The following is a 14,319-nucleotide window of genomic DNA, read 5'->3' as shown; positions in this document are numbered from 1 at the left end:
GTGCCCACGCCACAGGGAAGCCTCCAACGCCATGCCAGACGCGGTTGCCAGCAAGTCGACCACCCACACGCCGATGATGGCCCAGTACCTGAAGATCAAGCGCGAGCACCCCGACGTGCTGCTCTTCTACCGCATGGGCGATTTCTACGAGCTGTTCTACGACGACGCCAGGCGCGCCGCGCAGCTGCTCGACATCACGCTCACCGCCCGCGGTCAGTCGGCGGGCGCGCCGATCCCCATGGCCGGCGTGCCCTATCACAGCGCCGAGGGGTATCTGGCGCGGCTGGTCAAGGCCGGCGAGTCGGTGGCCATCTGCGAGCAGATGGGCGACCCGGCGACCAGCAAGGGCCCGGTGGAGCGCCAGGTGGTGCGCATCGTCACGCCCGGCACCCTGCACGACGAGGCGCTGCTCGACGCCCGGCGCGACAACCTGCTGCTGGCCCTGCACCCGCAGGGCGAGCGCTGGGGGCTGGCCTGGCTGGAGCTTTCCAGCGGGCGTTTCAGCGTGCTGGAGGTCGACGGCGAGGCCGACCTGCTCGCCGAGATCCACCGCCTGGCCCCCGCCGAGCTGCTGGTGGCCGAAGGCCTCGAGCTGCCGCCGGCCCTCGCCGAGCGCCCGGGGCTGACGCGCCAGAGCGCCTGGCTGTTCGATCACGACTCGGCGACTCGCCTGCTGTGCGACCAGTTCGGCGTCGCCGACCTGCGCGGCTTCGGCTGCGCTCACCTGGAATGCGCGATCACCGCCGCCGGGGTGCTGGTCGACTACGCCCGCGACACCCAGCGCTCGCGCCTGCCCCACGTCACCGCGCTGGGCGTGGAGAGTCGCGACGAGTCGGTGGTCATCGACGCCGCCAGTCGCCGCAACCTGGAGATCGACACCAACCTCGGCGGCGGCAGCGAGAACACCCTGGCCAGCGTGCTCGACACCACCGCCACGGCGATGGGCTCGCGGCTGCTCAAGCGCTGGCTCAATCGTCCGCTGCGCGACCGCGACCAGGTCATCGCGCGTCAGGGCGCCGTGCAGCGCCTGCTCGACAGCGAGCGCCATCTCGACCTGCGCGAGACGCTCAAGCACATCGGCGACGTCGAGCGCATCCTCGCCCGCGTGGCGCTGCGCAGCGCTCGCCCGCGGGACCTGGCCCGCCTGCGCGATGCGCTCAACGCCCTGCCCGAGCTGCAGGCGAGCCTCGCCACGCTCGAGGAGGGCTCCGCCCTGGACGGGCTCAAGCGCCACATCCGCCCCTACCCCGAGCTGGCCGATACCCTGACGCGCGCCCTGGTCGAGAGCCCGCCGGTGGTGATCCGCGACGGAGGCGTGATCGCCGAGGGCTTCGACGCCGAACTCGACGAGCATCGCGGCCTGGCCGAGCACGCCGGCGATTATCTGGTCCGGCTGGAGACCCGCGAGCGCGAACGCACCGGGCTGGCCGGCCTCAAGGTCGGCTACAATCGGGTTCACGGCTACTACATCGAGATTCCCCGCGCCCAGGCTCGCGAGGCGCCGGCCGATTACATCCGCCGCCAGACGCTGAAGAACGCCGAGCGCTTCATCATCCCCGAGCTCAAGGAGTTCGAGGACAAGGCGTTGTCCGCCAAGTCTCGCGCCCTGGCCCGCGAGAAGCTGCTCTACGAGGGGCTGCTCGACACCCTGGGTGCCGAGCTGGACGCCCTGCAGGCCAGCGGCCGCGCCCTGGCCGCGCTCGACGTGCTGGCGGCGTTCGCCGAGCGCGCCCTGGCGCTCGATCTGGCGTGTCCGCGGCTCGCCGAGACGCCCGGCCTGACCATCCGCGGCGGACGCCATCCGGTGGTCGAGCACGTCAGTGATGCGCCCTTCGTGCCCAACGACCTGCACCTCGACCGCGAGCGCCACATGCTGGTGATTACCGGCCCCAACATGGGCGGCAAGTCGACCTACATGCGCCAGGCGGCGCTGATCGCCCTGCTCGCCCACAGCGGCAGCTTCGTGCCGGCGGACAGCGCCGAGATCGGCCCGCTGGATCGTATCTTCACGCGCATCGGCTCCAGCGACGACCTGGCCGGCGGGCGCTCGACCTTCATGGTCGAGATGACCGAGACCGCCAGCATCCTGCACAACGCCACCGCCGAGAGCCTGGTTCTGATGGACGAGATCGGCCGCGGCACCAGCACCTTCGACGGCCTGTCACTGGCCTGGGCGAGCGCCGAACATCTGGCGGGCGTGCGCGCCCTGACCCTGTTCGCCACCCATTACTTCGAGATGACCGCGCTGGCCGAGCAGATCGACGGCGTGAGCAATGTGCACCTGACCGCCGCTGAACACGGCGACGGTATCGTCTTCATGCACCGTGTCGAGGAAGGCCCGGCCAGCCAGAGCTACGGCCTGCAGGTGGCCCAGCTAGCGGGGGTGCCCGCCGCCGTGGTCGCCCGGGCCCGCGAGAAGCTCACCGGGCTGGAGCAGCAGGAGATCGACCAGAGCCAGCGCCCGATCCGGGCCGACGACACGGCGCCGGCGCCGCAGCAGCCCGACCTGTTCGCCAGCGCCCGGCATCCGCTGGTCGACGAGCTCGGTGAACTGGCGCTGGACGAGCTCTCGCCACGGCAGGCGCTCGAGCTGCTCTATCGCTGGCGCGAGCGGCTCTAGGCGGCACGGCGAGCGGGCATGACCTCATGCGCAATCGTTCGATCGCCCCGCTTGCCGCTCCCGGCGGGCCGCGACTAGAATGAGCCAACTTAGAATAGGGCCTTATAATAGCCCCGTCATTTATAACCAGCCATGACCGACTGTACCGGACATGTCGGTCGCCTCCGACCCGCCATGATCCGAGGGAGACACCATGACATTCGTCGTCACCGAAAACTGCATCAAGTGCAAATACACCGACTGCGTCGAGGTCTGTCCGGTCGACTGCTTCTACGAAGGGCCGAACTTTCTGGTGATCCACCCCGACGAATGCATCGACTGTGCACTGTGCGAGCCGGAGTGCCCGGCCGAGGCCATCTACTCCGAGGATGAACTGCCCGACGACCAGCAGGAGTTCATCGCGCTCAACGCCGAACTCGCCGAGGAGTGGCCCAACATCACCGAGAAGAAAGATCCGCCGGCCGACGCGACCGACTGGGACGGCAAGCCCGGCAAGAAGCCGCTTCTCGAGCGCTGATCGGTTCCCGCCCCGGGCCCGCCTCGGGGCGGACAGGCAACGAAAAAAGGCGGCCGCTGGCCGCCTGATCCCGAAACAATCCCTTTCGGGCAACATCCTCTGCCCGCTTCCCTCGGCCCCTTCCCTGCCCCGCATGGCGTCCTGCCAGGCGCGACGGACCGTTGTGCATCCCATGGCATTCCACCGTATCCCGCGGCGTCCTGCCTTCGCGAACCGAGTTCGCTTTCCCGTATCCCTCGGACATTTTGCCGCATCGCAGGATTGCCACAACCGGGGTAGCGGACGGCGGCAGCGCGAATGAACCGCAATCCGGACGGAATAAGCCTTAAGAACAATAAGTTAAATCACACAAGGTCCGTGGGCATGCGACATTGCCCACCCCGGCGGACAGGCCGTGTAGGAGATCGCTTACACGCGACATGGATAAGGACTGACAGGCGGGAAGCGCCGCCGGCTGGCCGGCGGCGCGGTGAGACCTGATGGAGCGTTCAGCCCTGGCCCTTGATGGCCTTGAGGCCGGGGTAGCGGGCCTTGTCACCGAGCTGCTGCTCGATCACCAGCAGGCGGTTGTACTTGGCGACACGGTCGCTGCGGCACAGCGAGCCGGTCTTGATCTGGCCGGCGGAGGTCGCCACTGCCAGGTCGGCGATGGTGGTGTCCTCGGTCTCGCCGCTGCGATGCGAGATCACCGCGGTGAAACCGGCGTCCTGGGCCATGCGGATGGCGTCGAGCGTCTCGGAGAGCGAGCCGATCTGGTTGAACTTGATCAGGATGGAATTGCCGATCTGCTCGTCGATACCGCGTTTGAGAATGCGCGTGTTGGTGACGAAGAGGTCGTCGCCGACCAGCTGCACCTTGTCGCCGAGCTTCTCGGTCAGCGCCTTCCAGCCGTCCCAGTCGGACTCGTCCATGCCGTCCTCGATGGAGACGATCGGGTAATCGTCGCACAGCCCGGCCAGGTAGTCGGCGAAGCCGGCGGCGTCGTAGGACTTGCCCTCGCCCGCCAGGTTGTACTGGCCGTCCTGATAGAACTCGCTGGAGGCACAGTCGAGCGCCAGGGTGATGTCCTTGCCCAGGGTATAACCGGCCTGCTCGACGGCCTCCTTGATCACCGCCAGGGCCTCGGCGTTGGACGCCAGGTTGGGCGCGAAGCCGCCTTCGTCGCCTACCGCGGTGGACAGGCCGCGACCCGCGAGCACCTTCTTCAGCGCATGGAAGACCTCGGCGCCCATGCGCAGCGCCTCGCGGAAGTTCGGCGCGCCCACCGGCTGGATCATGAACTCCTGGATGTCGACGTTGTTGTCGGCATGCTCGCCGCCGTTGAGGATATTCATCATCGGCACCGGCATCAGGTACTGCCCCGGCTGGCCGTAGAGCTCGGCGATGTGCGCGTACAGCGGCACGCCCTTGTCCACCGCCGCGGCGCGGGCCGCGGCCAGTGACACGGCGAGGATGGCATTGGCACCGAGGTTCGCCTTGTTGTCGGTGCCGTCGAGCTCGAGCATGGCGTTGTCCAGCGCCCGCTGGTCGCTCGCGTCCATGCCGATGAGCGCCTCGCGGATGCGGCCGTTGACCGCCTCGACCGCCTTGAGCACGCCCTTGCCCAGGTAGCGGCTCTTGTCACCGTCACGCAGCTCCAGGGCCTCGCGGGAGCCGGTGGAGGCCCCGCTCGGGGCACAGGCCACGCCGTGGGCGCCATCGTCGAGCGTCACCTCGGCCTGCACTGTCGGGTTACCCCGGGAGTCGAGGACCTCGAGGGCCTGGATATCGACAATCTTGCTCATCGTGAATCGTCCTTTGTCAGCGTTGAGAGTAGCGGTTTCACGGCTCCGCGATGGTGACCTGTCGCGCGGCAGGCGGTTCAGTCGATCGACAGCGGCGCGAATCCCTTGACCAGCTCATCGAGCGCCTTGAGCTGAGCGAGGAAGGGCTCGAGCCGGTCGAGCGGCAATGCACAGGGCCCGTCGCACTTGGCGTTGTCGGGATCGGGGTGGGCCTCGAGGAACAGCCCGGCCAGCCCCACGGCGACCCCGGCACGCGCCAGCTCGGCGACCTGGGCACGACGCCCGTCGGCGCTGTCGGCGCGACCGCCGGGTCGCTGCAGGGAGTGAGTGACGTCGAAGAACACCGGATGGCCGGTCTGCTTCATGTCACCGAAGCCCAGCATGTCGACCACCAGATTGTTGTAGCCGAAGCTCGAGCCACGCTCGCAGAGAATCACCCGATCGTTGCCGGCCTCGCGGCACTTGTTGATGATGTGGCGCATCTCGTGCGGGGCCAGGAACTGCGGCTTCTTGATATTGATCACCGCGCCGGTGCGCGCCATCGCCACCACCAGGTCAGTCTGGCGGGCCAGAAAGGCCGGCAGCTGGATGACGTCGGCAACCTCGGCCGCCGGCTCGGCCTGCCAGGGCTCATGGACGTCGGTAATCACCGGCACGCCGAAACGTGCCTTGATCTCGGCCAGCCACGCAAGGCCGGTTTCCAGCCCGGGACCGCGAAAGGAGTGGATCGAGCTGCGATTGGCCTTGTCGAAACTGGCCTTGAAGACGTAGGGCATGCCCAGCCGGCGGGTCACGTCGACATAGGTTTCGGCGACCTCGAGGGCCAGCTCGCGGGATTCCAGCACGTTCATGCCGCCGAACAGCATCAGCGGCAACGAATTGCCGGCCCTGAGGCCGGCAAATTCGAGGGTCTTCGGCGTGATGTCGGACATCGGCGCTTCAATCCTGGGTCGGGGACTGGGCGCGCTGGCGCTTGGTCTTCTGCTCCAGCGCGGCGTTGACGAAGCCGGTGAACAGCGGGTGGCCGTCGCGCGGCGTGGAGGTGAACTCCGGATGGAACTGGCAGGCCACGAACCACGGGTGTTCCGGCAGCTCGATCATCTCCACCAGGGAGTTGTCGACGCTCTTGCCGGACACCACCAGCCCGGCCTGTTCGAGCTGCTCGACGAACTGGTTGTTGACCTCGAAGCGGTGACGATGGCGCTCGGTGATCGCATCCATGCCGTAGGCCTCGCGAGCCTTCGAGCCGGCCTGAAGATGGCAGACCTGGCCGCCCAGGCGCATGGTCCCGCCGAGATCGGAGGCCTCGTCGCGCAGCTCGATCCTGCCCTCGGCGTTGACCCATTCGGTGATCAGGCCGACCACCGGGTGCCGCGTATCGTGGGTGAACTCGGTGGAGTTGGCGTCGTCCCAGCCGGCCACGTGGCGGGCGAACTCGATCACCGCCACCTGCATGCCCAGACAGATGCCGAGGTACGGCACACCGTTCTCGCGGGCATAGCGGGCGGTGGCGATCTTGCCTTCCACGCCGCGCTCGCCGAAGCCACCGGGCACCAGGATCGCGTCCTTGCCGGCCAGACGTTCGGTACCGTGGCGCTCGATGTCCTCGGAATCGATATAGTCGATGTTGACCTTGATGCGGGTCTGGATGCCGGCGTGGATCAGCGCCTCGTTGAGCGACTTGTAGGCGTCGAGCAGCTCCATGTACTTGCCGACCATGGCGATGTTGATCGACTTGAGCGGATTGAGCTTGGCGTCGAGCACGTGGATCCACTCGGCCAGATCGGCGGGACCGGCCTCGAGACGCAGCTTGTCGCAGACGATCTCGTCGAGACCGTGCTCGTGGAGCATCAGCGGGATGCGATAGATGGTGTCGGCATCCTGCAGCGGCACCACGGCGCGCTCCTCGACGTTGGTGAACAGCGCGATCTTGCGCCGCTCGCTCTCCTCGAGCTCGACCTCGCTGCGGCAGATCAGGATGTCCGGCTGGATGCCGATCGAGCGCAGCTCCTTGACGCTATGCTGGGTCGGCTTGGTCTTGGTCTCGCCGGCGGTCTTGATGTAGGGCACCAGCGTCAGGTGCATGAATAGCGCGCGGTTGGCACCGACTTCGCTGCGAATCTGGCGAATCGACTCGAGGAACGGCAGCGACTCGATGTCGCCCACCGTGCCGCCGATCTCCACCAGTGCCACGTCGAAGTCCTTGCCGCCCTCGTAGACGCGGCGCTTGATCTCGTCGGTGATGTGCGGAATCACCTGCACCGTGCCACCCAGATAGTCGCCGCGGCGCTCCTTGCGCAGCACGTGCTCGTAGACCCGGCCGGTGGTGAAGTTGTTGCCCTGGGTCATCTTGGTGCGGATGAAGCGCTCGTAATGGCCCAGGTCGAGATCGGTCTCCGCGCCGTCTTCGGTGACGAACACCTCGCCGTGCTGGAACGGGCTCATGGTGCCCGGATCGACGTTGATGTACGGATCCAGCTTGAGCATGGTGGCCTTGAGGCCACGCGCCTCGAGAATCGCCGCCAGCGAGGCCGACGCGATGCCCTTGCCGAGTGAGGACACAACGCCGCCGGTCACGAAGATATATCGTGTCATGGAGAACCTGTTGAAACGTGATCAGTATGGCCTGGAGGGACGAGGCCCGGATGGGACGCCAGAATAGCAGATTCGCCCGGCGCGCTCAATTTGCCCACGCGACCCGCCACGCCCTCCCCGGCGATCACTCCGGGGCAGGCCACCAGCGCGCCATCTCGCCGCCCAGCGGGTCGCGAGCCGGTTGCGACACCTCGGCGATGCGCGCCACCGCGGCGTCGTGCCGGGCCGGGTCGGCACCGATCAGGTCGAGCGTCGGCTGGTCCTCGGGATAGGCGGCCAGCAGCAGGAAGTCCTCGCTGGCGTCGCGCTGGCAGTGCCCGGTGCCGGCGGGCAGCACCAGCACGTCGCCGCGACGCACCTCGACGTCACGTCCCGCCTCGCCGCCCAAGCGCAGCAGCCCCCAGCCGGAGAGCACCCCGAACGCCTCGTGCGCGGTGGAATGGTAATGGTGATAGTCAAACACCTCGCCGCGCCAGCTGGCGGGCCAGCCGCTGGCGGCGAAGCGCGCACCGAAGCGGGCCGCCAGCCGTTCGCGATCGCCACCCTCCGAGCGAGGGACGCGGTGGGCGCGAAACACCAGCGTGGCCAGACGGCTGTTGGGAATCGCGCCGTCATCCGCGAAGTGAAGGCAGTCGGGAATCTCCAGTCCCAGGGCTCCCAGTGTGTCGTCCATGTCGCCGGCCTCCTGTGATCGTCGCCCCGGTCAGTGTATGCCGGGGCGACGACCACCCCCAAGCCGGCGATTCCGGGCCCATGACGACGCCGCCCCCGTCGGGACGGGGGCGGCGTGGAGGGCGGGCGGCGCGCGCCGGCGTTACACGCCGAGGTAGTCGAGGATGCCCTCGGCGGCCTGACGCCCCTCGTGGATGGCGGTGACCACCAGGTCGGAGCCACGCACCATGTCGCCACCGGCGAAGACCTTCTCGTTGCTGGTCTGGAAGGCGAAGCGGCCGCGCTCGGGCGCGGTCACCCGGCCGCGCTCGTCGATCTCGATGCCCTGCTCGGCGAACCAGGGGATGTCGCTGGGCTGGAAGCCGAAGGCGATGATCACCGCGTCGCAGGCCAGCACCTCCTCGGAGCCGGGCACCACCTCGGGGCGCTGGCGGCCGTTCTCGTCGGGCTCGCCGAGGCGGGTGCGCACCAGCTTGACGCCCTCGACCCGCTCCTCGCCGACCACCGCCACCGGCTGGCGGTTGAACAGGAAGTCCACGCCCTCCTCGCGGGCGTTGGCCACCTCGCGCTTGGAACCGGGCATGTTCTCCTCGTCGCGACGGTAGGCGCAGGTCACGCCGGTGGCGCCCTGGCGGATCGCCGTGCGGTTGCAGTCCATGGCGGTGTCGCCGCCGCCCAGCACCACCACGCGGCGGCCCTCCATCGACACGTAGTCGGCGGGGTCCGTCTCGAAGCCCAGGCAGTGGTTGACGTTGGCCACCAGGTAGTCGAGCGCCTTGTAGACACCCGGCAGGTCCTCGCCGGGGAAGCCGCCCTGCATGTACTTGTAGGTGCCCATGCCCATGAACACCGCATCGTACTGCGCGAGCAGGTCGTCGATGGCGACGTCCCTGCCGATCTCGGTGTTCAGGCGGAACTCGACGCCCATCTCCTCGAACACCGCGCGGCGGCGCTCCATGACGTGCTTCTCGAGCTTGAACTCGGGAATGCCGAAGGTCAGCAGGCCGCCGATCTCCGGGTAGCGGTCGTAGACCACCGGCTTGACGCCGTTGCGCACCAGGATGTCGGCGCAGCCCAGCCCCGCCGGGCCGGCGCCGATCACCGCCACGCGCTTGTCGGTCCAGGCCACCTTGGACATGTCCGGGCGCCAGCCCATGGCGAAGGCGGTGTCGGTGATGTACTTCTCCACCGAGCCGATGGTCACCGCGCCGAAGCCGTCGTTGAGGGTGCAGTCGCCCTCGCACAGGCGATCCTGCGGGCACACCCGGCCACACACCTCGGGCAGGGTGTTGGTCCGGTGCGAGAGCTCGGCGGCCTCGAGGATGTTGCCCTCGTTGACCAGCTTCAGCCAGTTGGGAATGTAGTTGTGGACCGGGCACTTCCACTCGCAGTACGGGTTGCCGCAGTGCAGGCAGCGATGCGCCTGGCTGGCCGCCTCGCTGGGCTTGAACGGCTCGTAGATCTCGGCGAATTCCCGGGCCCGCTTGCGCGCATCCTTCTTCTGCGGATCCTGACGGCCGACATCGATGAACTGGAAGTCGTTGTTCAGACGGTTTGCCATGGTCGTCTCTCCTCTCCTATTCGATGGAGCAGCTCACGCTACTCGGGCCGCCGGCGGGATTCGGCGAGCAGGCCGTTGAGGCTTGCCGCCTTGGGCTTGACCAGCCAGAAATGGCGGATGAACTCGGAGAAGTCGTCGAGAATCTCGCGACCGCGGGCGGAGCCGGTCTCGGCGACATACTCCTCGATCACCTCGCGCAGGTGGCGCCGGTAGGCCTCCATGGCTTCGGTATTGATGCGGTGAATCTCCACCAGCTCATGGTTGTACTTGTCGACGAAGGTGCGGTCCTGGTCGAGCACGTAGGCGAAGCCGCCGGTCATGCCCGCACCGAAGTTGACCCCGGTCTCGCCGAGCACGGCGACCAGGCCGCCGGTCATGTACTCGCAGCAGTGATCGCCGGCCCCCTCGACCACGGCATGCACGCCGGAGTTGCGCACCGCGAGGCGTTCGCCCGCGGTGCCCGCGGCGAACAGCTTGCCGCCGGTGGCGCCGTACAGGCAGGTGTTGCCGATGATCGCCGTCTCGTGGGACTTGAAGCGGCTGGCGCGGGGCGGAACGATCACCACCTTGCCGCCGTTCATGCCCTTGCCGACATAGTCGTTGGCATCCCCCTCCAGGTAGAGGTGCAGGCCGCGGGCGTTCCACACCCCGAAGCTCTGCCCCGCCACGCCGGTGAAGCGGGCGACGACCGGCGCCTCCTCGAGGCCGGCCTCGCCGTAGCGCTTGGCGATCTCGCCGGAGGCGCGGGCGCCCACGCTGCGGTCGCAGTTGGTGATGGTGAAGTCGAACTCGCCGCCGGAGCGCGCCTCGATCGCCGGCATCAGCGTCTCCAGTACCTCCTGGTTCTTGGCACCGGGATCGTGCGGCACGTTGCGGCTGACCTGACAGAACTGCGGCGCCTCGGCGGGCACGAAGTCGTTGGTCAGCAGCGGCGTCAGGTCGAGCTTGCGCTGCGCGGCGGTCTCGCCCTCGAGGATCTCGAGCAGGTCGGTGCGGCCGATCAGGTCGGTGAGCCGGCTCACGCCCAGCATGGCCATCAGCTCGCGCACTTCCTCGGCGATGAAGCGGAAGTAGTGCTTGACCATGTCGACAGTGCCACGGAAATGCTCGTCGCGCAGATACTGGTGCTGGGTGGCGACGCCGGTCGCGCAGTTGTTGAGGTGACAGATGCGCAGATACTTGCAGCCCAGCGCGACCATCGGCGCGGTGCCGAAGCCGAAGCTCTCGGCGCCGAGGATCGCCGCCTTGATGACGTCGAGGCCGGTCTTCAGGCCGCCGTCGGTCTGCAGGCGAATCTTGTCGCGCAGGCCGTTGATGCGCAGCGCCTGATGCACCTCGGGCAGGCCCAGCTCCCAGGGCGAGCCGGCGTGCTTGATCGAGGTCAGCGGGCTGGCCGCGGTGCCGCCGTCATAGCCGGAGACGGTGATCAGGTCGGCATAGGCCTTGGCCACGCCGGTGGCGATGGTGCCGATGCCCGGCTCGGAGACCAGCTTCACCGACACCTGGGCGTCCGGGTTGACCTGCTTGAGATCGAAGATCAGCTGCGCCAGGTCCTCGATCGAGTAGATGTCGTGGTGCGGCGGCGGCGAGATCAGCGTCACGCCGGGCACCGAGTAGCGCAGCCGGGCGATCAGCTCGTTGACCTTGCCGCCGGGCAGCTGGCCGCCCTCGCCGGGCTTGGCGCCCTGGGCGACCTTGATCTGCAGCACCTCGGCGTTGACCAGATAGGCCGGCGTGACGCCAAAGCGCCCGGAGGCGATCTGCTTGATCTTCGACGAGCGGATGGTGCCGTAGCGCGCCGGATCCTCGCCGCCCTCGCCGGAGTTGGAGCGCCCGCCGGTCTCGTTCATCGCCTGGGCCAGCGCCTCGTGGGCCTCCGGACTCAGCGCGCCGAGACTCATGCCGGCGCTGTCGAAGCGCGGCAGCAGGTCCTCGACCGGCTCGATGTCGTCGAGCGGCAGCGGCTCGGGGGCCGGCTTGAGGGTCAGGAGATCGCGGATGGTCGCCACCGGGCGCTCGTTGACCAGCGCCGCGAACGTCTTCCACTTGGCGTAGTCGCCCTGCTGAACCGCCTCCTGCAGCGCCTTAACGATGTCCGGGTTGTAGGCGTGGTACTCGTGGTTGTGGACGTACTTGACCAGCCCGCCCTGATGGATGCCCTTGCGCGGGATCCAGGCGTCACGGGCCAGCAGCTCCTGCTGGAGCTGCAGCTCGGCGAAGCCGGTGCCCTCGATGCGTGACATCATGCCCGGGAAGCACAGGTCCATGATCTCGGAGGACAGCCCCACCGCCTCGAACAGCTGCGAGCCGCGATAGGAGGCCAGCGTCGAGATGCCCATCTTGGAGAGGATCTTGTAGAGCCCCTTCTGCAGCCCCTTGCGATAGTTCTCGCGGGTGTCCGCCGGGTTGCCGGTGAGCTCGCCGCTGCGGTGCATGTCGGCCATCACCTGGTAGGCCAGGTAGGGATAGATCGCCGTGGCACCGACCCCGAACAGCACCGCCATCTGGTGAGCGTCGCGGGCGTAGCCGGTCTCGACGACCAGGTTGACCCGCGGGCGCAGCGCCAGGCGGCCCAGGTGATGATGCACCGCTCCGGTGGCCAGCGCCGCATGGATCGGCAGCTTGCCCTTCTCCAGCTCGGCGTCGGAGAGTACCAGCAGCACGACACCCTCGCGCACCGCCCGCTCGGCCTGTTCGCACAGCGCCAGCAGCGCCTGCTTGAGGGTCGCCTGCTCTGGGTCGTAGGACAGCGGCAGCGTCTGGCTGCGGAAGGCCGGGTCCTCCTGGGTCACCAGCGCGGTGAACTTGCGCGGCGACAGGACCGGCGTGGTCAGGATGATGCGGTTGGCATGCTCGGGCGTCGCCTCGAATACGTTGAGCTCGGCACCGATGCAGGTCTCCAGCGACATCACGATCGCCTCGCGCAGCGGGTCGATCGGCGGATTGGTGACCTGGGCGAACTTCTGCCGGAAGTGGTCGGTGAGCAACCGGCTCTGGCGCGACAGCACCGCCATCGGCGTGTCGTCGCCCATCGACCCGACCGCCTCCTGGCCACTCTCGGCGAGCGGGCGCAGCAGCTGGTCACGCTCCTCGAAGGTGACCTGGAACATCTTCTGGTGGACGTTCAGGACGTCGCGGTCGAAGGGCTGGAAGCGCGCCAGCTCGGTGAGTGCGGACTCCAGGTAGTGGGCGTGCTCCTTGAGCCAGCGCTTGTAGGGGTAGGCGGACTTGAGGCGGCTGTCGACGTCGGGGGTGTGCAGCACCTCGCCGGTCTCGGTGTCGATGCCGAGCACCTGGCCGGGGCCCACGCGGCCCTTGGCCACGACGCTCTCCGGGGCATAGTCATGCACGCCGATCTCGGAGGACAGGGTGATGTAGCCGTTGTCGGTGATCACCCAGCGCGCCGGGCGCAGGCCGTTGCGGTCGAGCATGCACACCGCGTGGCGACCGTCGGTCATCACCAGGCCGGCCGGGCCGTCCCACGGCTCCATGTGCATGGAGTTGTATTCGTAGAAGGCGCGCAGCTCGCCGTCCATGGTCTCGACGTTCTGCCAGGCCGGCGGCACCATCATGCGGATGGCGTTGTACAGATCCATGCCGCCGGTGAGCAGCACCTCGAGCATGTTGTCCATGCTCGAGGAATCGGAACCCACGGTGTTGACGATCTCGTCGAGCTCGGTGATGTCGGGCAGCAGCTCGCTGACGAAGTTTTCCTTGCGCGAGTTGGCCCAGCCGCGGTTGGCCTCGATGGTATTGATCTCGCCGTTGTGGGCGAGGAAGCGGAACGGCTGGGCCAGCGGCCAGCGCGGCGCGGTATTGGTGGAGAAGCGCTGGTGAAAGACGCAGATCGAGGTCTCCAGGCGCTCGTCGCCGAGGTCGTGATAGAAGGTCGGCAGGTCCACGGGCATCATCAGCCCCTTGTAGGACACCACCTTCGACGACAGCGAGCAGACATAGAAGTCCTCCTCGTCGCGCAGGGCTTCCTCGGCCAGGCGGCGGGCCATGAACAGGTCGACGTTGAAGGCCTGATCGAGGCGGTCGTCGCTGGGCTCGACGAAGATCTGGCGGATGCGCGGCAGACACTCCCGCGCCATCGGGCCGCAGACTTCGGGGTCGACCGGCACGTCGCGCCAGCCGCGCACGCGGACATGGCGCTTGCCGAGTTCGGCTTCCAGCGTCTCGCGAGCCCGCATCTCGCGATCATCGTCGTCGGGCAGGAAGACGCAGCCCACGGCGAAGCGCGCGCCGAGCTCGACCCCCAGCGAATCCCGCGCCAGGGCGCGCATGAAGTCGACCGGCATCTTGAACAGCAGGCCGCAGCCGTCGCCGGTCTTGCCATCGGCGGCGATGCCGCCGCGGTGCGTCATGCACGTCAACGACTCGATGGCGGTTTTCAGCAGGTCGTGGCTGGCCTGGCCCTCCATGTGCGCAATCAGGCCGAAGCCACAGTTGTCGCGGAATTCGCCAGGCTGGTGGAGACCTCTCATCATGGGCGTGCCTCGCAGTAATCCAGATCTTGTGTCCATCCAGAAAGCATGATATTTTTAAAAGTTATTTTCTTGTTATTTGG

General features: G+C 67.8%; 8 protein-coding genes. 2 read left to right on the top strand and 6 right to left on the bottom strand.

The features are described 5' to 3' along the window. Positions 1-31: 31 nt before the first annotated feature. Positions 32-2,620, top strand: a complete 2,589-nt coding sequence (mutS, locus tag G7A98_RS11090) for a DNA mismatch repair protein MutS (protein WP_163649743.1) — start codon at positions 32-34, stop codon at positions 2,618-2,620. A gap of 193 nt (positions 2,621-2,813) precedes the next feature. Next, on the top strand, positions 2,814-3,137 hold the full coding sequence (gene fdxA / locus G7A98_RS11085) for a ferredoxin FdxA (protein ID WP_163649742.1): 324 nt from the start codon (positions 2,814-2,816) through the stop codon (positions 3,135-3,137). Between the two features lie 488 nt (positions 3,138-3,625). On the opposite strand, the gene eno is transcribed toward fdxA, so the two are convergent. The 6 genes from eno to gltB all read right to left on the bottom strand — a co-directional run bounded on the left by eno (position 3,626) and on the right by gltB (position 14,239). Next, positions 3,626-4,921, bottom strand: a complete 1,296-nt coding sequence (gene eno / locus G7A98_RS11080; protein WP_163649741.1) for a phosphopyruvate hydratase — start codon at positions 4,919-4,921, stop codon at positions 3,626-3,628. 77 nt (positions 4,922-4,998) lie between these two features. Beyond that, positions 4,999-5,853, bottom strand: a complete 855-nt coding sequence (gene kdsA / locus G7A98_RS11075; RefSeq protein WP_163649740.1) for a 3-deoxy-8-phosphooctulonate synthase — start codon at positions 5,851-5,853, stop codon at positions 4,999-5,001. Positions 5,854-5,860: 7 nt separating this feature from the next. Next, positions 5,861-7,516: a CTP synthase gene (locus G7A98_RS11070; RefSeq protein ID WP_163649739.1), complete on the bottom strand. Its 1,656-nt coding sequence runs from the start codon at positions 7,514-7,516 to the stop codon at positions 5,861-5,863. Between the two features lie 124 nt (positions 7,517-7,640). Beyond that, on the bottom strand, positions 7,641-8,189 hold the full coding sequence (locus G7A98_RS11065) for a cupin domain-containing protein (RefSeq protein ID WP_163649738.1): 549 nt from the start codon (positions 8,187-8,189) through the stop codon (positions 7,641-7,643). A 141-nt stretch (positions 8,190-8,330) separates the two neighbouring features. Next, positions 8,331-9,749 carry an FAD-dependent oxidoreductase gene (locus G7A98_RS11060; RefSeq protein ID WP_163649737.1) on the bottom strand — a complete coding sequence of 473 codons (1,419 nt, stop codon included), beginning with the start codon at positions 9,747-9,749 and terminating at the stop codon, positions 8,331-8,333. Between the two features lie 38 nt (positions 9,750-9,787). Next, positions 9,788-14,239: a glutamate synthase large subunit gene (gene gltB, locus G7A98_RS11055; protein WP_163649736.1), complete on the bottom strand. Its 4,452-nt coding sequence runs from the start codon at positions 14,237-14,239 to the stop codon at positions 9,788-9,790. Positions 14,240-14,319 lie beyond the last annotated feature (80 nt).

The sequence above is a fragment of the Modicisalibacter sp. 'Wilcox' genome (assembly GCF_010993675.1).
GTDB classification, from domain to species: Bacteria; Pseudomonadota; Gammaproteobacteria; order Pseudomonadales; family Halomonadaceae; genus Modicisalibacter; species Modicisalibacter tunisiensis.
This window is presented reverse-complemented; position numbering and strand designations above follow the sequence as displayed.